General features: G+C 42.0%; 16 protein-coding genes and 1 other RNA gene. 10 read left to right on the plus strand and 7 right to left on the minus strand.

What is annotated here, in order from left to right; all coding sequences use genetic code 11:
• The first annotated feature begins 218 nt into the window (after positions 1–218).
• Positions 219–983, plus strand: a complete 765-nt coding sequence (gene fabG / locus UYI_RS0103705) for a 3-oxoacyl-[acyl-carrier-protein] reductase (RefSeq protein WP_016865327.1) — start codon at positions 219–221, stop codon at positions 981–983.
• Between the two features lie 90 nt (positions 984–1073).
• Here the strand turns inward: fabG and UYI_RS0103710 are convergent, their stop codons facing one another.
• Positions 1074–2153: an MraY family glycosyltransferase gene (locus UYI_RS0103710; protein WP_016865328.1), complete on the minus strand. Its 1080-nt coding sequence runs from the start codon at positions 2151–2153 to the stop codon at positions 1074–1076.
• A 308-nt stretch (positions 2154–2461) separates the two neighbouring features.
• On the opposite strand from UYI_RS0103710, the gene groL reads away from it, so the two are divergent.
• From groL to UYI_RS0103755, 9 genes are all read left to right on the plus strand, one after another.
• On the plus strand, positions 2462–4123 hold the full coding sequence (groL, locus tag UYI_RS0103715; protein ID WP_016865329.1) for a chaperonin GroEL: 1662 nt from the start codon (positions 2462–2464) through the stop codon (positions 4121–4123).
• Between the two features lie 380 nt (positions 4124–4503).
• Entirely contained in the window at positions 4504–5643 is a 1140-nt protein-coding gene (corA, locus tag UYI_RS0103720) for a magnesium/cobalt transporter CorA (protein ID WP_016865330.1), read from the plus strand.
• Positions 5644–5747: 104 nt separating this feature from the next.
• Positions 5748–6458, plus strand: a complete 711-nt coding sequence (locus UYI_RS0103725; RefSeq protein ID WP_016865331.1) for a hypothetical protein — start codon at positions 5748–5750, stop codon at positions 6456–6458.
• 31 nt (positions 6459–6489) lie between these two features.
• Positions 6490–6965: RNase P RNA component class A (gene rnpB, locus UYI_RS34060), an RNA gene on the plus strand.
• A gap of 640 nt (positions 6966–7605) precedes the next feature.
• Positions 7606–8658, plus strand: a complete 1053-nt coding sequence (gene fbp / locus UYI_RS0103735) for a class 1 fructose-bisphosphatase (RefSeq protein ID WP_016865333.1) — start codon at positions 7606–7608, stop codon at positions 8656–8658.
• A 122-nt stretch (positions 8659–8780) separates the two neighbouring features.
• On the plus strand, positions 8781–9926 hold the full coding sequence (tal, locus tag UYI_RS0103740; RefSeq protein WP_016865334.1) for a transaldolase: 1146 nt from the start codon (positions 8781–8783) through the stop codon (positions 9924–9926).
• 108 nt (positions 9927–10034) lie between these two features.
• Positions 10035–11564 carry a glucose-6-phosphate dehydrogenase gene (zwf, locus tag UYI_RS0103745; RefSeq protein ID WP_026085718.1) on the plus strand — a complete coding sequence of 510 codons (1530 nt, stop codon included), beginning with the start codon at positions 10035–10037 and terminating at the stop codon, positions 11562–11564.
• 110 nt (positions 11565–11674) lie between these two features.
• Complete coding sequence (gene opcA, locus UYI_RS0103750; protein WP_016865336.1) at positions 11675–13045, plus strand: glucose-6-phosphate dehydrogenase assembly protein OpcA; 1371 nt, start codon at positions 11675–11677, stop codon at positions 13043–13045.
• Between the two features lie 71 nt (positions 13046–13116).
• Positions 13117–14532 carry a cobyrinate a,c-diamide synthase gene (locus UYI_RS0103755; RefSeq protein WP_016865337.1) on the plus strand — a complete coding sequence of 472 codons (1416 nt, stop codon included), beginning with the start codon at positions 13117–13119 and terminating at the stop codon, positions 14530–14532.
• A gap of 100 nt (positions 14533–14632) precedes the next feature.
• Here the strand turns inward: UYI_RS0103755 and UYI_RS0103760 are convergent, their stop codons facing one another.
• The 6 genes from UYI_RS0103760 to infC all read right to left on the minus strand — a co-directional run bounded on the left by UYI_RS0103760 (position 14633) and on the right by infC (position 22870).
• Entirely contained in the window at positions 14633–17491 is a 2859-nt protein-coding gene (locus tag UYI_RS0103760) for an nSTAND1 domain-containing NTPase (RefSeq protein ID WP_235147904.1), read from the minus strand.
• Positions 17492–17509: 18 nt separating this feature from the next.
• Positions 17510–17713 (minus strand): hypothetical protein, encoded by a 204-nt coding sequence (locus UYI_RS37515; RefSeq protein ID WP_016865339.1) that lies wholly within the window; start codon positions 17711–17713, stop codon positions 17510–17512.
• Positions 17710–18138, minus strand: a complete 429-nt coding sequence (locus tag UYI_RS0103770) for a Crp/Fnr family transcriptional regulator (RefSeq protein ID WP_026085719.1) — start codon at positions 18136–18138, stop codon at positions 17710–17712. Before UYI_RS0103770 ends, UYI_RS37515 begins: the two co-directional genes overlap by 4 nt.
• Before the next feature lie 186 nt (positions 18139–18324).
• On the minus strand, positions 18325–18705 hold the full coding sequence (locus UYI_RS0103775; protein WP_026085720.1) for a four helix bundle protein: 381 nt from the start codon (positions 18703–18705) through the stop codon (positions 18325–18327).
• 117 nt (positions 18706–18822) lie between these two features.
• Complete coding sequence (locus UYI_RS0103780; RefSeq protein ID WP_016865342.1) at positions 18823–21846, minus strand: MFS transporter; 3024 nt, start codon at positions 21844–21846, stop codon at positions 18823–18825.
• A 490-nt stretch (positions 21847–22336) separates the two neighbouring features.
• On the minus strand, positions 22337–22870 hold the full coding sequence (infC, locus tag UYI_RS0103785) for a translation initiation factor IF-3 (protein ID WP_009458803.1): 534 nt from the start codon (positions 22868–22870) through the stop codon (positions 22337–22339).
• Between the last annotated feature and the right edge of the window lie 150 nt (positions 22871–23020).

Below are 23020 nucleotides of genomic sequence, written 5' to 3' on the forward strand. Positions count from 1 at the left end.
AGTTCCCCATCTCCCCATTGCCCCCAACCCCACAAAGTGGGGACCCCTAGCTCCCCATCTCCCCATCTCCCCATCTCCCCATCTCCCCATCTCCCCATCTCCCCATCTCCCCATCTCCCCATCTCCCCATCTCCCCATCTCCCCACCTCCCCATCTCCCCTGCGCTCCCAAATCGCCCTATGATGATTAGCGCGGTAAAACGATCAACAAGAATAGTTATGGAATTGTTGCCAGAAAACTTACAAACCTTACAAGGAAAAGTAGCAATTGTAACGGGCGCTTCACGGGGAATTGGAAGAGCGATCGCACGGGAATTATCTAAATTTGGTGCTAGCGTAGTTGTCAACTATGCCAGTTCTAGTCAAGCGGCTGATGAATTAGTGTCAGAAATTACTCAAGCAGGTGGAAGCGCGATCGCGCTTGCAGCTGATGTGAGCAAAGAAGAACAAGTCGATGCTTTAATCAACGCTGCGATCGAAAAATTTAATCGCGTTGATATTTTAGTTAATAACGCCGGTATAACTCGTGACACTCTTTTACTAAGAATGAAGCTAGAAGATTGGCAGGCAGTAATTAATCTCAATTTAAATGGTGTATTTTTATGCACACGTGCTGCCAGTAAAATCATGCTCAAACAGCGTTCAGGACGGATAATTAACATTACCTCCGTTGCTGGACTTATGGGTAATCCCGGACAAGCCAACTACAGTGCTGCTAAAGCAGGTGTGATTGGTTTTACTAAAACTGTTGCGAAAGAATTGGCATCTCGTGGCATTACTGTTAACGCCGTTGCCCCTGGTTTTATCGCCACCGATATGACCAGCAATCTCGATGCTGAAGGTATTCTCAAGTATATTCCCCTTGGTCGTTATGGTCAGCCAGAAGACATCGCTGGCATGGTGCGTTTCCTTGCTGCCGATCCCGCAGCAGCCTACATCACCGGACAAGTTTTTAACGTAGATGGCGGTATGGTGATGGCGTAATTAAATGAAGGGGAAAGGGTAAGGGGTAAGGAGGAAAGGTAAGAAGAGAATCTTCCCTTTGCCATTTAACCTTTCACCTTTTCCCATTTATCATTTTGCCTTTATCCTTTGCCAAACGGTAAAACCTAACAGGATAATAATACTGAGGGTTGTAGCAAGTATAACTACCAAACTCATGCCTCGGATTGTCATTGCCAGCCAGTTGCAAACTAAAGCAATTGACCAAAGAGTCAACGCTGCATGGCGCTGAGATAAGCCCCAAGCCAGCAAGCGATGATGTAAATGGTCTTTCCCTGGAGTTTTCATGGGGTTTTTTCCCGCTAGAAGTCGCCGCACTACCACTTGGGTAGTATCTAGTACTGGCAAAAGCAAAAACAAAACAGGTGGTACTAAAGAAAAAATTGTAGTAGCTTGTAGTTCACCGACAATAGCAGTTGCAGCTAGTACGTAGCCAAAAAAATATGCTCCGGCATCACCCATAATAATGTGCGACGGATGGAAGTTATGGCGTAAAAAACCTAGTGCTGCTCCTGCTAAGGCTGCTAAAACTAATGTCGCTGCTGCCCAGTTGGGAAACTGCGCCGAAACAGCTAGTAAACTCATAGCAGTTATAAAACTAACTCCTCCTGCCAAACCATCCATACCATCCATCAAATTGATGGCATTAGTAATTGCTACTACCCAAAACACCGTTAGCGATGTGGAGAGTAGCGAGTCGAGGGGAGTACCAAAAATAACTTTAATGCTAATGCCATTCCCAACCAACAGCAGAGCCGTCAGAATTTGTACTAACAGACGAACTGAGGGAGGTAAGCCGAATTGATCGTCGATAAAGCCAACTAGTACCAGTATTGAACCTCCCAAAAGAATGGTTAAAACCTGAGCTAGTACACCTTGTAGTTCAATTGGTCTTAACAGACTTGCCAAGATCAAAGCCGCTATTACTCCCGCGTAGATAGCCAGACCCCCTGCATTAGGCAAAGGTTCTCGGTTTAAACGCCGTGCATTTGGTTGATCAGCCCAACCAACTCGTAAGGCAAATTTACGTACCTCTGGAATCAAACGCCACGTTACAACCCACGCCAATAGAAATGTAAACACTACTGCTAACCAGCCGGAACCGCTGGGTTCAGCAATACCAAGCGCCTCAAGGGAGCTGTATATATTCATCTCCCGTTTCCACCATTAATGCCAGTATCCAATATCAGCATCAAGTGTATAACAATCATTTTTTTTTCTCACTACAAATATGAGGATGTATGGACTGCATTGTTTGGGTTTCCGTAGCCTTTTAAGGGAATAGGAGGAAATTTAGATTTTTTTGGGTGGATTCCCCTACATCCCTAAACCTACATCCTCCTATAGCCTAGTAAAGATTAATAAACTCAACAGCTTATGGCTTGTTGACTTAGCACTCTTGCCTTGTGAGTGCTAAATTGTCTAATGGAAGAACTCACAAATTAAACCAAACTAAAAATATGGCCAAAATTATTGCATTTGATGAAGACTCCCGGCGTGCCTTAGAAAGGGGCATTAATACTCTTGCTGATGCAGTGAAAATTACTTTGGGGCCAAAGGGCCGCAACGTCCTTTTAGAAAAAAAGTTTGGTACACCCCAAATTGTGAATGACGGGATCACCGTTGCAAAAGAAATTGAACTAGAAGATCCCCTGGAAAATACAGGTGCAAAACTCATCCAAGAAGTTGCTTCCAAAACTAAAGAAGTCGCTGGCGATGGCACGACTACAGCAACTGTGCTGGCTCAAACAATGATTCGCGAAGGCTTGAAAAATGTAGCAGCTGGAGCAAATCCAGTCGCAACAAGACATGGGATCGAAAAAACCGTTGAAAGGCTAGTGCAGGAGATTGCAGCAGTCGCCAAACCAGTAGAAGGAAGTGCGATCGCTCAAGTCGCGACTGTTTCGGCTGGTAACGATGAAGAAATCGGTGCCATGATTGCCGAAGCAATGGAAAAAGTCACCAAAGATGGTGTAATCACCGTAGAAGAATCGAAATCCCTAACTACAGAATTAGAAGTAGTTGAGGGGATGCAGATTGACCGGGGTTATATTTCCCCCTACTTTATCACCGACAACGAACGGATGACGGTGGAATTTGAAAATGCCCGCATTCTGATCACCGATAAAAAAATCAGCAGTATTCAGGATTTAGTGCCTGTTTTAGAAAAAGTTGCCCGTTTAGGTCAACCCCTATTGATTATCGCTGAAGATGTAGAAGGGGAAGCTTTAGCAACTTTGGTAGTCAACAAAGCGCGGGGTGTGCTGTCAGTTGCTGCGATTAAAGCACCTGGATTTGGCGATCGCCGCAAAGCCATGCTGCAAGATATTGCTATTCTCACTGGCGGACAATTAATTTCCGAAGAAATTGGTTTAAGTTTAGATATAGCTTCTTTGGAAATGCTGGGAGTTGCCCGTAGAATTTCCATTGACAAAGAAAACACAACCATCGTTGCTGATGGCCAACACACAGACGACGTACAAAAGCGCATCGCTCAAATTCGTAAGCAGTTGGAAGAAACCGACTCCGAATACGATAAAGAAAAACTCCAAGAACGCATCGCCAAGCTAGCTGGTGGTGTAGCTGTGATTAAAGTCGGCGCAGCCACAGAAACCGAACTCAAAGACCGCAAATTGCGGATTGAAGATGCCCTCAACGCCACCAAAGCAGCCGTAGAAGAGGGTATCGTACCTGGTGGTGGTACAATGTTGATTCACCTGTCTACAAAAATCCCCGAAATTAAAAAGAACCTTAACGAAGAAGAACAGATTGGTGCTGATATTGTTGGGCGATCGCTAGATGCACCCCTGCGCCAAATAGCAGACAACGCTGGTGTCGAAGGTTCTGTCATCGTTGAAAAAGTTCGTACTACAGAATTCAACGTCGGCTACAATGCTGCGACTGGTGAGTTTCAAGACATGATCGCCGCAGGTATTCTTGATCCTGCCAAAGTCGTACGTTCTGCCTTGCAAAATGCCGCTTCTATTGCTTCTATGGTCTTAACTACCGAAGCTGTAGTTGCTGAAAAACCTGAGAAAAAACCCGCTGGTGGCGCACCCGATATGGGCGGTATGGGCGGTATGGGTGGCATGGGCGGTATGGGTGGTATGGGTATGATGTAGTCTCATACTGTCCGTATCTAAAAATATTTGTCAACAGTTTGTCTTGCCAAGGCAAACTGTTTTTTTATACAATTCTCACCTGGTTTTATTTATATAACAAACTTAGCTATAATGCTGACCAATTTATGATTTTAGGACTTAAGCATTCTCTATGCATACTCTATGCATACTTGGCGTTCTTGGCATCTTGGCAGTTTAATAAATTAAGCTTTTCGGCACTTTTCGCATAAGTCCTGCATTTTCTAAATTATGCATTTTTAATTGCTTAATTAATCTTTTAATCATTACTAACTCTGAATAAACTATCTAATGTTAGGATTTTTATTGTTCAGTCATTATTAGTAATAACACTTTATCGTTGACTATTTAGGCAAAATAAGATGGCTAAAAAAAAGCATCACTTAAATTCAATAGCAACTGAACCAGAAAACGAAGATTTTTATCATCAACCTGGAACTATACCAGGAACCATTATTGTTGATGCCAACGCACCACCACCAAAGATAGTATTAATTGACTATAGTCCAACCGAAGCTATTAGCAAAGAAATAGATACACCAGAAGAGTGTATTCCTTACCTAGATACTGAATCAGTAAGTTGGGTAGATGTGCGTGGTTTAGGTAATGAAGATATTTTACAAAGATTAGGGCAGGTTTTTGAGTTACATCCTTTAGTCTTAGAAGATATTGTGAATGTGCCAGAACGCCCAAAAGTAGAAGATTATGAAGACCAATTAGTGATTATTGCACGCATGGTCATGCCTAAGAAAAAAAATCATGGTTTTCATAGTGAACAAGTTAGCTTTGTATTAGGAAAACATTACTTGCTGACAGTTCAAGAAGAACCAAAACGAGATTGTTTTGAACCAGTGCGATCGCGCATTTTCAAAAATAAAGGTATTATTTGCAAAAATGGATCAGATTATCTAGCCTATGCTCTTATTGATGCAATTATTGATGGCTTTTTTCCGGTTTTGGAAAAGTATGGCGAACGCATTGAAGATTTAGAGGATGAAGTCATCTCTCAACCGACACCTAAAACCTTAAGGAAAATCTATAAAGTTAAGCAAGAATTACTCCAACTACGTCGTGCAATTTGGCCACAACGCAACCTACTTCATACTTTGATTCAGGACGACAATGAAATAATTAGTAATGAAGTGCGAGTTTATTTGCGAGACTGTTATGACCATGCAGTACAAGTCATAGATATGGTAGAAACCTATCGAGAACTTGCATCAGGCTTAATGGACGTTTATCTTTCAGCGGTCAGTAATAGAATGAATGAAATTATGAAATTGCTCACCGTGATTTCAGCAATTTTTATTCCTCTAACTTTTATTGCTGGCGTCTATGGGATGAACTTTAATACAGAAAAATCACCATATAATATGCCTGAGTTGAACTGGTATTGGGGATACCCGGCTTGTTTAGCAGTGATGGCAGTAATAGCAGCTGTCTTGCTATATATTTTTTGGCACAAGGGATGGCTAGAAAATAGCTCGAGGTTAAACCGTTAAATCAGTGAACAATGATCAGTGATCAGTAAACTACTACATAACTGATAACTGATAACTGTTTAAAAAATTATCACCCATGAAAATGTTTACAGGAGTTTATATACATGGTAGCTATAAATGAAAGTAATTTAATTTTTTTGACGCTGTATATTATCGGCGTCACGTATACATTTACGAAAATGATTGAGTCCATCGACGACAAAATCAAGTTTATTTACGAGAAGCAATTTGTCGATGAGCAACTCAAAGATAAAGACCTGCAAAACGATATTGGTATATCTTTTAGGCTTAGTCCCTCATATTTCATTGATGAATTGAAAGAATTGTCTGTAAGTATTGAAAATAAATCCCAAAATCTTGCCTTATACGTAGATTGGGATAATTGCTCTTTAGTAGTTGAATATAACAAGCAATCGCGACGAGTAATTCGCAAATCACCAGATGTCACGCGTGACCTTGGTGTACCGCAAAGTCCTAGCTTAATCGCCCCTACCAAAACCCTCTCAGCAGCAGTGACTGCTGAAGATGTTTTTAAATTGGATGAGTTAACAAAAACATACCAAGTAAATACTCCTTTGATTAATATTAGTGCGCTAGAAAAAAGCCCTGTGAAAGCCCAAAGGTTATTATTTCAAGATTTTATAGATAGAAAAAAAGAATTAAAATTTTCTTTGCAGCTAGTATTGAGAATCTCCGAATTGCGGGTTGGTCTAGTTCCAGGTGAGAATAAACCTCCTATGTGTATTATCGATTGTCCTTTCACAATCAAAAAACTGCCTTGGTATTACGCTATGCCTTGGAATAGAAGGCGTTAAAAGGTCATTCAGGACTACACTAGTATTGGTAGAGAGTAGGCGTAGGCGGTTGCAGACTAGCCAAATTGTGGCTAGTTTGAGGAAAGTCCGGGCTCCCGAAAGACCAAACTTGCTGGGTAACGCCCAGTGCGAGCGATCGCGAGGATAGTGCCACAGAAAGATACCGCCAGAAAAAGGGACTGGGGACTAGGGACTAGGGACTGGGGACTAGGGAGGAATTTTCCCAATCCCCGATCCCCGTTGCCCCTAATCCCCTCCAGGGGCCGGTGAGTTCCCCAAGCCCCTTATATGGTAAGGGTGCAAAGGTGCGGTAAGAGCGCACCAGCAACACCGAGAGGTGTTGGCTCGGTAAACCCCGGTTGGGAGCAAGGCAAATGGAACTACGGTTGGTCTTTTACCAGTTCTGCAATCAGAGCCGCTAGAGACGTCTGGTAACAGCCGTCCCAGATAGATAACCGCCCTCTTGAATTAAGAGAACAGAACCCGGCTTACTACCGACTCTCTGCTTCAGATGGGATGATAGCAATCACAAGCTATCATTCCATTATTTTTTTATACGGATTTTGTAAAGATGATAGAAATCTTGCAAAAGTACCCTTTGCAAGAGTAGGGATGCATCTTTTAGGGCAAAGGGGAAAGGTGTTAAAGGGTAAAGGATTTTTTTAATTCTTCCTTTTCCCTTTCCCCTTTTCCCCTTTCCCTTCCTCCTTCCCCTTCCCCCTTAACCTTTCCCCCAACTAATGCCACGAAGTCTAATGCAAGCAAAAAGCAGCCTGTGAATGGTTAGGGCATTAATTATAACGTGAGTTAGACGGCTTTAATAAACCTCTGTAGTTATTTTAGTATTTGGAGGGTTGGGGAGGGGTTATTTTCTTTCTTTGTGAGTAGTCATTGGTCATTCTTACCAATGACTGGTGCATGGTCAATAAATATAGATTACTTGTAAGACTAGGTAAATTTTCCTGACAATATCATCTCAAATAAGCAAATAACCTTAGTTGAGAGCGCCAAAAGGTTGATTTCTTTAGTTTGTCTAAAGTCACATCTGAATTGTCAAATTACCTTTCTAAGATAGAGGCAGCAACCACAAGTTGCAAGGCACGGGAGCAAACCAACAAATAGCTAATTGCTATGGAGGACAAAGATAATGACTAAAGCGGCAGAATCTTTAGAGCAGTCTATTAAAGACGCTACAGCAGAGCGCGGCTTAGATCGTGATTGTACTACTTTATCCCGTCACGTCCTGCAACAACTCCAGACTTTTTCGCCACAGGCACAGGATTTAAGTGCGTTGATGAATCGGATTGCATTGGCTGGCAAACTCATTGCCCGTCACCTCAGTCGCGCTGGTTTAATGGAAGGTGTTCTCGGATTTACAGGCGAGACGAATGTCCAAGGTGAATCCGTGAAAAAAATGGATGTCTACGCCAATGATGTGTTTATTGCGGTATTCAAGCAAAGCGGGTTAGTGTGCCGCTTGGCTTCTGAAGAAATGGAAAATCCATACTATATCCCCGAAAACTGTCCAATTGGTCGCTACACTCTGTTGTATGACCCCATTGATGGCTCATCCAATACTGACATTAACTTAAGTTTGGGTTCTATCTTCTCGATTCGTCAACAGGAAGGGGAAGATCTTGATGGTTCGGCAAAAGATTTACTAGCATCAGGACGTAAGCAAATTGCTGCTGGATACATCCTGTATGGCCCCAGTACGATGCTGGTCTATACTATAGGAAGAGGCGTTCATTCTTTTACCCTTGACCCTAGTTTAGGAGAGTTTATTCTCACGGAAGAGAATATCCAGATTCCTAGCCACGGCCCAGTATATAGCGTAAACGAGGGGAACTTCTGGCAATGGGATGAATCAATTCGCGAGTATATTCGTTATGTTCATCGTACAGAAGGTTACACCGCTCGTTATAGCGGGGCAATGGTTAGCGATATCCACAGGGTGCTGATCCAAGGCGGTGTGTTTCTCTATCCTGGAACTGTTCAAAAACCAGAAGGTAAACTACGCTTACTTTATGAAACAGCTCCCCTAGCTTATGTGATTGAGCAAGCAGGTGGTCGAGCAACAACCGGACATGAGAATATTTTGGACGTAATACCAAAGAAACTGCATCAACGTACACCTCTGATTATTGGTAGTAGAGAGGATGTTGCGAAGGTAGAGTCTTTTATTCAGAACGGGCATTAGTAGTAAAGGTTAGTGGTTAGTAGTTGGTAGTTAGTGGGAAAAAGCAACAACTAACAATCAACAACTAACTTGGTTTGACAAATTTCTCACCAAAATAGAACAAGCAGGAGGGAAAAATATAAATGACGACAAATCATTTATTAGAGATAAAAAATTACGGTCAGAGTATCTGGATGGATAACTTGAGCCGTGACATTATTAAGTCTGGTGAATTGAAAGACTTAGTGGAAAATAAAGGTATTTGTGGGATTACTTCTAATCCTACGATTTTTGAAAAAGCGATCGCTAATAATGCCATGTATGATCGCGATATCGAAGCTGGGGTTCGGGCTGGATTGCCAACTTACAAAATCTACGAATCGCTGGTTTTTCAAGATATCCGCGATGCTTGTGATATTTTACGCCCAGTTTATGAAGCCTCGAATAGGTTGGATGGTTATGTCAGCATCGAAGTACCACCAACAATTGCTCATGACACCGAAGCCACAATTGCTGAGGCTCGCCGCTACTTCCAAGAAATTGGTCGGGAAAATGTCATGATTAAAATACCCGGTACAGATTCTGGTTTGCCAGCAGTTGAACAGGTAATATCCGAGGGTATCAATGTTAATATTACGCTGTTATTCTCCGTACAAAGCTATATTAACACTGCTTGGGCTTATATTCGCGGCTTAGAAAAACGGGCAGCCCGAGGTGAGGATATCAGCAAAATTGCTTCTGTAGCAAGCTTCTTCCTGAGCCGGATTGACAGCAACATCGATGGTAAAATTGATGCCAAACTAGCAAAAGGCGTTGATGATCTCAATGTTGAAGCCAAGCTAAAAGCAATTAAAGGAAAAGTAGCGATCGCTAACGCAAAGATTGCTTATCAAGAATATAAAAAGATTGTGCAAAGCGATCGTTGGCAAGCTTTGGCGGCCAAAGGTGCAAAAGTGCAGCGCCTGTTGTGGGCTAGTACCAGCACCAAAGACCCCAACTACAGCGACGTCATGTATGTTGATGAGTTGGTTGGCCCGGACACCGTCAACACCCTACCACCAGCAACCATCGAGGCTTGCGCCGATCACTGCGATGTTGCTAACCGGGTGGAAACAAACGTACAGGAGGCTTACAACCTGATGGAAAGCCTCAAAGATCCAGACGTGAACATCGACATCGACAAAGTGATGGATGAACTGTTGACAGAGGGAATTGACAAATTTGTCAAGCCCTTCCAATCCTTAATGGATTCTTTAGAAAAAAAGGTCAAGCAGTTGTCACCAGTGTAAGTAATTGTTGTTAGGTGATAGTTGTTTGTTGTTTGGAACTACCAAACAACAACCAACCCCCAACAGCCAACAAATCCCAATATCTCAAACCTAAAATCTAAAATTCATATGGTCAGTCTGCTAGAAAATCCTTTGCGGGTAGGTCTACAACAGCAAGGAATGGCCGAACCCCAAATTATAGTCATCTTTGGTGCTTCTGGAGACCTTACCTGGCGCAAACTTGTGCCATCACTATATAAATTAAGACGCGAGAGACGCATTCCACCAGAGACAACCATCGTTGGCGTAGCACGTCGGGACTGGACGCATGAATACTTCCGTGAACAAATGCGAAAAGGTATGGAAGAGGTTCATGGCGGTGTTGGCCCGGAGGAACTCTGGCAGGACTTTTCTCAAGGATTATTCTATTGTTCTGGTAATATAGACAATCCTGAAAGTTACCAAAAATTGAAGACTTTTTTGCAGGAGTTGGATGAAAAACGAGGAACCCGAGGAAATCGGATGTTCTACCTTTCGGTTGCACCCAACTTCTTTGCAGAAGCAATCAAACAACTCGGAACTGCGGGAATGCTGGACGACCCCTACAAACATCGTCTAGTAATTGAAAAACCCTTCGGTCGAGATTTGGCTTCTGCTAAAAGTCTCAACTTAGTAGTGCAAAAATATTGTAAAGAGCAACAAGTATACCGTATTGACCACTACTTAGGCAAAGACACAGTTCAAAATTTACTAGTATTTCGCTTTGCCAATGCGATTTTTGAACCGTTGTGGAATCGCCGCTTTGTTGACCACGTCCAGATTACTGTCGCCGAAACCGTAGGAGTAGAAGACCGGGCTGGCTACTATGAAACCTCCGGTGCGCTGCGAGACATGTTGCAAAACCACCTGATGCAACTTTATTGCTTGACAGCAATGGAACCTCCTAACGCTATGGATGCTGATAGTATCCGTACGGAAAAAGTAAAAGTACTCCAAGCTACACGCTTAGCAGATATCAATAATTTAAGCCTTTCGGCTGTACGTGGGCAATACAGCGCTGGTTGGATGAAAGGAAAGCCAGTACCTGGGTATCGACAAGAACCAGGAGTCGACCCTAACTCGACCACGCCTACTTATGTTGCGATGAAGTTTCTCGTAGACAACTGGCGCTGGCAAGGGGTTCCCTTTTACCTGCGTACTGGCAAGCGAATGCCGAAAAAAGTTAGTGAGATTTCTATCCACTTCCGCGAAGTTCCTTCTCGGATGTTTCAATCCGCAGCCCAACAGATGAATGCCAATATTTTGGCAATGCGGATTCAACCAAACGAAGGTATTTCTCTGCGGTTTGAAGTTAAAATGCCTGGGGCAGATTTTCGTACTCGTTCGGTTGATATGGACTTTAGTTATGGTTCCTTTGGCATTGAAGCAACTTCTGATGCTTATGATCGCCTATTTTTGGATTGTATGATGGGTGATCAAACATTGTTCACACGCGGAGACGAAGTAGAAGCAGCTTGGCAGGTGGTAACACCAGCCCTTTCTGTTTGGGATGCACCTACAGATCCAACAACCATTCCCCAGTATGAAGCCGGAACCTGGGAACCCGTGGAAGCGGAATTATTAATCAACAGAGATGGTCGCCGTTGGCGCAGACTTTAGAAATTAGTCATTAGTTATTAGTCATTAGTCATTAGTAAAAACAAATGACCAATGACCAATGACAAATGACCAATGACCAATGACAATTGATAATTGACAAAATTATTCCTATGACTCCCCAAGCTCCTACTATTTTTTCACTACAGGCTCCCAAAGATGTTTCCCTAACAGATATTGAAGCGGAACTAAGTCAAATTTGGCAAAGTTACGGTATCGCCGGTGAGGATGGCACACTGCCGGCGGCGACACGGGCAGCCACATTTACTTTGGTGGTTTATGAACCAGAAGAAACTCAATATCTATTAGCAGTTTTGGGATTTTACAACGGCCCAATTGATGGCATTCCTGGTCCGCAAACACAAGCAGCACTGCGGGAAGTACAGAAAAAGTATGGGTTGACAGACACTGGAACAGCTACAGAGGAAACCTTAACTTTGTTACGGGAAGAAGTTGCTAAACGTCACAAGGGTGGGGCGACAGAAAATGGTGCAACTGCATCCTATGGTTTAGATGCAAAAAGTCCTAGAATTGCTGACGAGATTGCTCTACGTAACCCTTGTCGTATTATTACTCTCTTACCAGTGGTGGGAGAAGACGAAGGTGTGAAGGCACAAGTTTCTGCCTATTGCCCAATTCAAAAAGGTTCATCAAGTACTCTGGTTTGTTGCGAATACATAACTCTTACCGGAACCCCCGCCGCTTTAGAACGAATTGGTGGTATGGTGCCAGCATTAACAATAGGGGGTTTACCTAAGTTTCTGTGGTGGAAAGCAACACCAGACCCGAATAATAGTCTCTTTAAGCGACTGGCGGCAGTGTGTGACAATGTGATTGTAGATTCTTGCAATTTCAACAAGCCAGAAACAGATTTGCTCAGCTTGCAAGCATTGGCAGAAAGTGGTATACCTTTGGCTGACTTAAACTGGCGTCGCCTCTCTGCATGGCAAGAATTGACAGCAGAAGCTTACGATCCACCACAGCGTCGTGCTGCTCTTGTAGAAATTGACAGAGTTAACATTGATTATGAAAAAGGCAACTCTGCCCAAGCCTTACTATTCTTAGGTTGGTTAGCAAGTCGTTTAAATTGGCATCCGGTTTCCTATCAAGTAGAAAGCGGAGATTACGATATTATCCGCATTAGTTTTACCGCTGATAACCAACGGCAAATAGAAGCCGAATTAGCAGGAGTCCCTGTTGCAGATGTGGGTGAAGTAGCAGGCGACTTGATCGCTTTACGCTTAAGTTCTACCAATCCCCAGGCTAACTGCGGTACTTTGATCTGTACCGAAACTGGCGGTTGTATGCGGATGGAAACCCAAGGCGGCGCCCAATCAACTGGGTTATTCCAGCAGGTAACTTCCCTCTCAGAACAAAAAGCAGAAGTACTGCTGAGTCAACAGGTGCAACGCTGGGGCCATGAAGCACTGTTTGAAGAAAGTCTAGCAGTGATAGCACAAATTCTCAAATTAGGGAAAGAGTAATAGGTAATGGGTAATGGGTAATAGGATAGAAAATCAGTTACCAATTACCAATTAGCAATTACCAGTTACCAATGCCATTAATTATTGCAGGAGAACGTAGCGGGGTGGGTAAGACAACAGTCACACTCACCCTGCTGGCGTCTTTGTGTCGGCGATCGCAACAAGTACAATCTTTTAAGGTCGGGCCGGATTACATTGATCCCATGTTTCATCAGCATGTAACCGGACGTGCTTGTCGGAATTTAGACCCCATACTAACTTCACCAAGCTACGTACAGCAGTGTTTTGCCCGTCACAGCCAAGGGGTGAAATATGCCTTAGTTGAGGGCGTGATGGGGTTGTTTGATGGAGTTTCGTCATTAGTCACTAGTCATTTGTCATTCGCAAATCACCAAGAACAAATGACTGATTATGCCAGCACTGCTCATATAGCAAGGCTATTGGATCTACCTGTAGTATTGGTGATTGATTGCAGTCGCTTGTCTGGTTCTGTTGCTGCGATCGCTCACGGTTATAGTTCCTTTGACCCCAGAATTAAAATAGCCGGGGTAATCTTAAATCGTGTGGGTAGCGATCGCCACTTGCAATTACTCAAGGATTCTCTCGCACCACTACAATTGCCGATTCTGGGTGTACTGCGTCGTCAGGATAACATTACCATTCCTGACCGCCATCTCGGTTTAGTACCCACAGCCGAACTCCCTCAACTCAATGCTTTGATTGACCGACTTGCTGATTTGGGTGATCTTTGCTTTGACTGGGAGAGATTGTTACCTTTGTTACAAGTGTCTGGAGAAACCCTACCCCAACCCCTCCCCTTAGTAAGGGGAGGGATTGGGGTGAGAATTGCTGTGGCACGCGATCGCGCTTTTAATTTCTACTACCAAGACAATCTCGATTTGTTACAACAACTAGGTGCAGAGTTGGTTTTCTGGAGTCCATTAGAAGATGCTGGGCTACCAGAAGGAGTACAGGGTATGTATTTCGGTGGCGGGTTTCCAGAGGTATTTGCCCAACAACTTGCGGAAAATACTGTTGCTAAAGCTGCAATTAAGACATCAATTCTGTCCGGAATGCCTACAATTGCCGAGTGTGGCGGGTTGATGTATTTATGTGAGCAAATTGTCGACTTTGCAGGTAAATCTTGGGCGATGGTGGGAGTTTTACCCACAACCGCAGTTATGAGTGGGCATTTAACTTTAGGATATCGTCGTGCTGTTGTTCTAGAAGATAGTTTCTTAGTAAGTGCAGGAACAACAGTTTGTGGGCATGAGTTTCATCGTTCCTATTTAATGTCCAATTTTGAGCAGCCACTATTTCAAACTTATCGCTTTGATACTGAAGAATCTACAGGATATGAAGGGTGGGGAACTAATTCACCATATCTCAATCTTCACGCCTCTTATATTCATATGCACTGGGGGGCGTGTACAGAAATTCCCGAGAGGTTTTTAAGACGCTGTTTGGAACTTCCGGTACACAGATAAACAAAAATGCACACTGATAATCTATCTGTGTTAATCGGTGTGCATCTGTGTTCGTTAATCAAAAACAACTGGAAATTGCCAAAAACCTTATGTTGCCTGTTCAATTAACATTAGACGTAACTCTTGTATTTTCCCCCAGTAACCTCTTCAACTTTTTAGCTGTAAACGGATTTCTACCAGTGCGTAAATCTTTGATCCAACGTCGTACTTTTGATTTTCCTGTTTTACTATCGGTTGCGGCAATGTATGCTTCAAAGTCTTCGATCGCTCCTTGCTTGTTGCCAGTTAATGTTCTAGCAACACCACGCACAACTCGAATCTTTTGATTATTATTAGCAAGTTTTACAGCCTTTTCACAGGCTGGCATGACATCTGCTGCTTGTTTTTTCAGGCTACCTTGTAAGCAAAGTTCTCTCCACGCATCAGCAGAAATTTCTACTTTTGGATCTAGATTTTGGGCATTGGTATAAGCTATCACTGCTTGCTTAATCTTACCCTGTTTCATAAATTTGTTTCCTTCATACATTAAAACTGGAGCTACCAACCGCCCAATTTGAGTATCCAGTTTCAATGCTTCTTGGAACTTAGCCACTGCGCCTTCCAATTCACGCGTTTGTAAGCGTTGTTGTCCTTCCACAAGCAAGCGTTCAGCTTTACCTTTGTTAACAAACTCTTGTGCTTTTGCCTTGGAGTCAAACTTTAAGTCAGCATTCCACTGCTGCGCTTTATGGAAGTTGGTAACAGCATTCTCAAAGTCGCCTTCTCTGGCTAACTTTTCACCTTGCATCAGATAGATTTCACTCAGTTCAACATTTTGATGTCGGATTCCCTTAAAACCTACAACTCCTATAACAGCCAACACAAATCCTGTTGCCAATGAACCAACAAGTATGTGTTTGAAAAAACCATTGAATACGGTTTCAGTAGATTTTTTTAACTCTGTTGTTCTTTGTAGTTGAGTGATTAGCTGTGTTAACTTCGGTTGTTGTTGCTGACGAATATAGGCAACTAAATGATCGTGGGCTAGTTGATAGCGATCAGCAGGGTTTTCTCGCAATAAGACTACGATGCCGGATTTTATTAATATCTGCAAGACTAAATCAAGTGAGAATTGCTGTCTTTCTCCACCTGTGATGAAGTGTTGCTGTAAATCCCGTTCTAATTCTGCACAAGTTTTGAGGGGACAATTACCTTCTGCATCTGTGAGGAAATATAGTACAAGTTCTGCTACTTTTTGATTTTCTCTGCCGCAGTCTTCTATGACTTCCTTTAAATAATGCTGAATCAGTTTTTCTTTTGCCTTTTCACCATACTGGTGATATTCAGCCAAAGTTTTAATATTCTCTGTTTGTAATTGCGCGCCGACTATCTGCAAATCTATTGGGCGCACCTCACCCAGTTTTCCTGCTAAGTCTTGTACTAATTGTTCTATCAATGCAGGCTCAAGTTGAAAACGAGTACCTGCGGTTAAACTTTCCGTCAGAGTTTTTGCATCAGCAGGTGTGAGGTTCCCCAATTTATAAAGAATATTTTTACTCAAAATATCATTGTTAATGATCTCCATGCAGGGTAAATCATTATACGTCAGTAAATGATGTAAGTAATTTTCCCGCAGCGACAGAATTACTTTTACGGACGAAATATTTAGGCATTCTCCCAGAAACTCAAAAAATTGTTGCCTTTCCTCTGGCTGTGTGTGAATCAGAAAAAATTCTTCAAATTGATCAAAAATCACCACTGTACGCAGATTGTGCTGGTGATTATAGTGTAGTTGCTCTAGTAGGAAGTGGAATTTTGGCAGAGTGGGGAAGGAAGAGAAGGGGAAAGTTTGAGGTTCTGGAATAATTTCTAGTTCTGAGGTTAAAGTTTCAAATTCAGAAGTCAAAATTTCGAGTTCAGAAGTCAAAGTTGCAAGTTCTAAAGCTAAAGTGTCAACCTCTAAAGTCGAAGTGTTGAGTTTTGAGGTGGAAGTTTCAAGTTCTAGGGCCGAGATTTCAAATTCTAAAGTAGAAGTTTCGAGTTCTGAACTCAAATTGTTATTTTTTCTATTGTCTGTATTTTCCGTATCTGTAAATTCTTGAGTGTGTGTGTCTTCTTTTATTTCTAATTCTCCTACTTTCTGTTCTAAGTGCTGTGCCAACTCTTCTATCCAATGATCATAAACTTGTATCGACACAACTAAGTTATCTTGAGTAGCGATCGCTTTCTTTTTCAAAGCCGGGATTAATCCTGCATTTAATAGCGAACTTTTACCAACTCCAGATTTTCCGTAAATAATTATTAATTTGTAGTCTTCGCAACCAATGCGCTCAAGTAACTGTTCCACATCCTTTTGGCGACTAGAGGCAGTAATTTCTGGTGCTATATTTTCTTTTTGGGATGGGATAAGTTGTGTGCCTATTGTGATAAACTTTGCTTGCCGTGTAGCTTCTAAGCTACCTGCACCAATAAACGCCCGCAAGCCATATTTTTGTTCAAAGGAACGTTGTTCCAGTTTGATAGAAAAGGCTTCCAGATATTGTTTTTGCTGTTTATATAATCTCTGTAAACTATTTAAAATACTAATGTAAAGATATGGATTATTGTCAGCAATACCAATTTGTTTAGCAGCTTCTAAATTGCTGATAGCTGCTAGGATTTCGTTTAATTGCTCTTGGGCTTGTGCCAGAATCAATAGACAAGAACTTTTCAGAAATAAGTAACCCGTCAGTTCAGAAGGAGTAGGGAGAGAGTTTTGCTGCCAATGTTCTTTGTTCTGGTGGGTAGATAAAAATTCTAATGCTGTTTGAGCTTGGTTTTTGGCTTCATGCCAATTGTTTTTTGCCAAGGCTACTTCTGCCGAAAGGTGATGATCTTGGGCTAGTTTCAGGAAGTTTTTTTCTGGGGATAAAGTTTTATGATTTGTCTTATTTTCTACCTCAGGTAAGTATTGCATATTTTGTGAATGCACCTTGTTCATTGCAAATAAGTTAATTTATTATCTCATTTTAGTATTAGTTAAAAAAGCAGTTAATTTTTGGAGAAAATAAGTTTGACCTTTTGCGATCGCTAATCCAGCTTTGGGTGTTGCACAATATGGGGATGAAGTAATGTAGACGCGGAGCGGCTTGCCGCAGGCTACCGCAAAGACGCCAAGAACGCCAAGAGAGTATTTTTTGGTAGGGAGAGAAAAGAAAATCATGTTGCATTCATTTTGTCGTTGAGTTCTCGAATTCGCCGGGAGAGAATACCAATAATATTGACGGCAATTTCAGGAGTTTCGTCAATTGCTTCGTAAAGCTGTTCTTGGGTTAATTCTAAGCATTCACAAGCTTCTAATGTTGTGGCAGAAGCAGAACGTGGTTGAGCATCAAATACTGCCATTTCACCAAAGGATTCGCCTTTAGGAAAAATAGCTAGTTGTTGTTTACCTATATGAACTTTAACTTTACCGGAGACGACAATATAAAGCGATCGCCCTTCGTCTCCTTCGTTAAAAATGGTGTAATTTCCTGGAAAGGACAATTCATCCATAACAGAAGCCAACCGGACAATAAAATCATCGCGTAGTTCTTTAAAAATGGGTACTCTGCGGACAAATAATAAACGTTCAACGGTAGTTAGCATAATTATTGTTTGTTGGTGGTTGGTGGTTGGTGGTGAGTCAGCGCGCCCCAAGGGGGGTCCCTCCCCCAACCCCAAAGGGGGCCCCTAGCCCCCAATCCCCACTCCCTGTCGGTCGTGGGGGCCCCGAGTCCCCCATGAGCGACTGACGAACCCGAAGGGTTGGTGGTTGGTTGTGATGAATAACTATTATTTGTGTTGTTTTTTGATAGTTTTATCAAGATATCTTAAGTAAGCATTTAATTTTGGTGATAATTCATTAATAATTGCTTCTAGATTATCTAATTGTTCATTCAGCAATAATTTACGGGCATCTGCTCGTTTTAGCCAATATCTTGTTTCATACAAAGAGCCTCTAGCAATTTTTATAAATCTGAGATTCTCCTGTAAGTTATATCGACCGTTACCTTCTGCGATATTTGCACCTATACTATCAACAGCACGAGTAAATTGTTTTCCAATCGTATCTTTTTCAAAATAATTCCAATTTATAACAATATCCCAAATGATGTCTGCCAGCTTCTCAGCTAATTGAAAAATCTGCAAATCCTCAAAGTTCGCTTTATTCATCTTTTTCTCCTCCAAACAACCAACAACCAACAACCAACAATCAACAATCAACAACCAACAACCAACAACCAACAACCAACAACCAACAATCAACAATCAACAACCAACAACCAACAATCAACAATCAACAACCAACTTCATCAACTCTTTGACTTGATTAGCTACAAGCGGATGTGGATCTTTTTGTAGTTGGGGCAAAATTTTGATTAGGATGCGGGGTGATACTACACTTAAATAGGCGATCGCTGCTTCTCTAACAAAACCTGTGGGATGGCTCAAGCTTTCTAAAACTTGTTCTGTGGTGAGACGGATGCGGGCAACTTGAGCAAAATGGAAACAACAAGCCAAGCACCAGTCAGAAAGTAAATGTTTATGTACTAATAAACTACGAATACGTTCGTTGACTTCCATTTGTTGGTATTCTGCCATCTCTGCTGCTATCAGATATTGCAGTTTTTCTGCTGGCGATCGCTTATCCAAAATATTCAGCAGCAAGGATTTATTCTGCAAATTGATAGTATGCTCTAAAATTTCTAATCCCCGTGCTAAATTTACCACCGATGCTGAACGTAAATTAAAAGCTGCCGCTTGGATTTTTTCGATGGGATATAGTAGCTGGAGTAGCAATAATAATCTTTCTTTAATATCACTTTCTAATTCTAATATGGCACGCTTTAGCAGAGATATGACAGCAATAATTCTGATACCAGAATGATAAGTATCTATAGTTTCTTGGGTTTTTAAATCTATATATTGGTTATAGATTTCCAATTGATTCCCAAAGTCTATGTAAGCAGCATAAAGTTCCCCAATAAAATATAGTTCTTGCTCAATTAATGTCTTGACTTTGGTTTCATAAAATTGTTCTACTGAACCAAGGATTCCCTCTTTTTGTAACCTTTTGAGTAAAGCACGGAGAATATGATCTCTGCTATTACCCCGTGAGGTTTCTAAAAACTTCCATAAAGTATCTATCGCTTCTAAGCTGGGGATTTGACTAATAGTACGCCAAGCGTAAATTCGCACTATTTCTGGCTTATAGATATTAGTAGCTAACTCAACCAACATTGGTAGAGCTTCATTTTCCAGTTTTACCAAAGCCTGCATTGCTGCATTGCGGGTTGATTTGTAATAAAGTCCTCCCAATAAGGCTGGATAGTACTCCTCTAAATGAGTTGCGGCGATCATGTCTATTACAGCAAAACGCACTCGTAGGGATTCATCTTGCAATAAATTGGGAATATAAATTCGCAGCGCCTGCAAATGAACTGCTTCACTCAAGGCTTTGACTGCATTCACCCGTTCTTTTTCTTGGTGATGAGTCAGCATCCGTCGTAAAGTCTTGGTAGCGGCTAATTTTTGCATGGGTGTTCCCTCACGCAGTAATAGGGCAGCAGCTGTAGCACGGATGATAGAGTGTTCTTCTGTAAGATACTTTTCTAATTGGTTGACATTTGGATTTGACTCAGCCAACCAAACGTAGCGTAGGGAAAGAGCAAATACTTCGGGAGTAACACTATTTTGGGGTAGTTCCAGTAAAGTACGAATTTCTGGCAAATAAGCAGGGTTTACACCTGCTGCAAGCATGACTTCCAAACTGGGTTTCTGCAAGCTAGGAGGTAACTTGACTAGTAGAGGAGCTAAGACTTCACCTACACCTTGGGGATCAATTTGAGATAAAAGTTCAATACAAGAGCGTTTATCTGTCTCAGTGCCTTTTTCTCCCAAGGTTTTAACGACTGCTTGCTTGAATGCGCGTAAGTCTGCATTTGTAGCACTAAGTTGTCCTTGTCCTGCACTTAAAACTAACAGGTTAATGTAACGCGATCGCAAAAACCAAATCACTACCAAGCAGCACAAAGCTACAAGTACGGTTTCTAAAACCAAAATTGAAGCGTGTATAGGTAGCAGTTTTCTACCTAACCAGAGGGTAAATAAAATTACAAAACCTGCTGTTCCCGCACCGAAGGTATCAGCAACGCCTCCCGCTAATGATTGAACATGGCTACGAATTTTATCTGGGATTGGTTGGAAAAGTAGAGGCCCACTACTGACAACAAAGGTGTAACGTAGAAGTTCGTCTAGGAATTTCAGAATTACTAGACCCCATAAAAGATTATAGGAATTGCCCCAGGGCAATAAACCTAACAAGGGTATAGTTAAAGGCATTAACAAACCTACGGTGACTGGTAAAGTTGCAGCAGTGTAAAATACTCCAAAGCGCTCAAGGGCACGACTGGAAATAAATAACTGCATTCCCAACTCACATAATCCCGTAATCCCACCTAATAAACCCAAAAAGCTAGCAATATCTTTACCCTGAAAATTTGAATTCAACTGAGTAAGATATTGAAAATCAATCAATACTCCCATTGCTTGCAAAAGAGCGAAAAATGCAAACAGCAACCAGGCGTAACGCTTTATCGGTCCGAACAGGCGGCGTTTTTGAGAGTATTGTGTTGCTTCTATTTCGATTTGGGGAGTATCAGGAAAAGCCTGGGGATAATTTTTACTGAGATAAAAAAGAATAAAGGCCCCTAAGCCGATGAATACACCAGCTATGGGCATAATTACGTTATCTAGTCCTACAAATAGCAATAGAAATGGCAAACTAAAGCCACTGATGACATCAGCTACTAAAATACCGCTGCTGATCAGGGGAAAGGCGCGTTTAATTTCCCGAATGTTAAATAGTTGGTTAGCTGCAATCGAGGTGTTGAGGTCGTTGATGACGTAGAATGCGTCCACCCATAACCGCAGGAGAAATATGATACAGACTGAAAGATAGGAAACGTGTAAACCGATACGAAATAGTACTAGTGGTAAGAACATGCAAGGGGCGATCGCTATAATTACCCGCCGCAAAGGAAAAATCTTTTGCAACCAGGAATACAAGATGACTAAAACTGCACCCATAATGGCGCTAGCGATATAAATCCAAGGTAAGGATTTAGCCCCGTACTGATCCAGAAACAGTGCTACTGTAGAGTCTTCTGACCACCGTAATCCTATTGATGTACTGGTATAAAAAGCGAACATCAACCAAGTGCGATCGCCTTCCTCTGGTCGGAGATTTACCCACTTAAGTAATTGTGACAAAATGCCTTTTTTGGGAGCAGTCCAGTAATTTTTCAGTTCCATGCAGTTTTAAAATAGTTGGTTGTTGATGGTTGGTGGTTGGTTGTTGATTGTTGGTATTTCAAACATCAGACAACACACAACACAAAACCTTAGTTACTCAGTTCTGCATGACCAGTATTAAACTTGTTGCAAAAATCGGGAAAAGGTATAGACGCGTAATACCATTTCACGTTAATCACGATCCATATAAATTTGTAGAGACGCGCCATGGCGCGTCTCTACACGCCTGTATTTGTATCAAGGTTTTAGTGAAATGGTATAAGCAGTTTCCCGTAGGGTAGGGATAAAAGTTAAAGGAATTAAAAAAACTCTTTCCCCTTGAACCTCAAAGTGAGTACATAGCAAAAGTCCTGAGTAACCGAGTATTATTTTTCCCACTCAGAACTCAGGACTATCAATTTTATGTGAATTTGTTAGTAGTTATTAGTTAGTAGTTAGTAGTGGGTTTTTAACCACTATCCACTAACTACTAACCACTAACCAATTTAAATTATTTCTTCGGAGAAAGAAGCATCATCATGTTTCGTCCTTCTTTTTTGGGTGCTTGCTGCACCTCTGCAACTGCTTCTAGATCAGTCGCCATCCGCTTGAGCAAATCTTCTGCCAGATCGCTGTGTTGTATTTCTCGACCCCGGAACATGACGGTGGCTTTCACTTTATCGCCATCTTTGAGAAAACGTTCTGCCTGCTTAACACGGACGTTGTAATCGTGTTCTTCAATTTTGTAGCGCATTTTCACTTCTTTCACATCAGCTGTATGCTGCTTCTTCCTAGCTTCCCGCGCTTTCTTCTCCTGCTCAAATTTGTACTTCCCATAATCCATAATCCGACAAACCGGCGGATCGGCCTTGTCACTGAGCAGCACTAGGTCTAGCTCTTTTTCCTCGGCTAGTTGCAGCGCTTCCTGTGGAGACAGAATCCCCAGCTGGGCTCCATCGGTATCGATGACCCGAATTTTCGGAAAGCGAATTCTTTCATTAATTTGGGGCAAATCGCGAGTTCTTTTTTTCTCAGTCACTGGCATTATGATTTGTGGCAGCTCTTTGTTAAGAATTGAGTTTGGTATTGTGTAATCTGCCTCAGGAACATTAAAAATATCTGAGGACTAAAATAAAGGTCTATATCTAGGGTAGCTAATCCATAGGATAGCCCTTGAGTAATTGTAACTGTTCTG

This window comes from Fischerella muscicola PCC 7414, from assembly GCF_000317205.1.
Lineage (GTDB): Bacteria > Cyanobacteriota > Cyanobacteriia > Cyanobacteriales > Nostocaceae > Fischerella > Fischerella muscicola.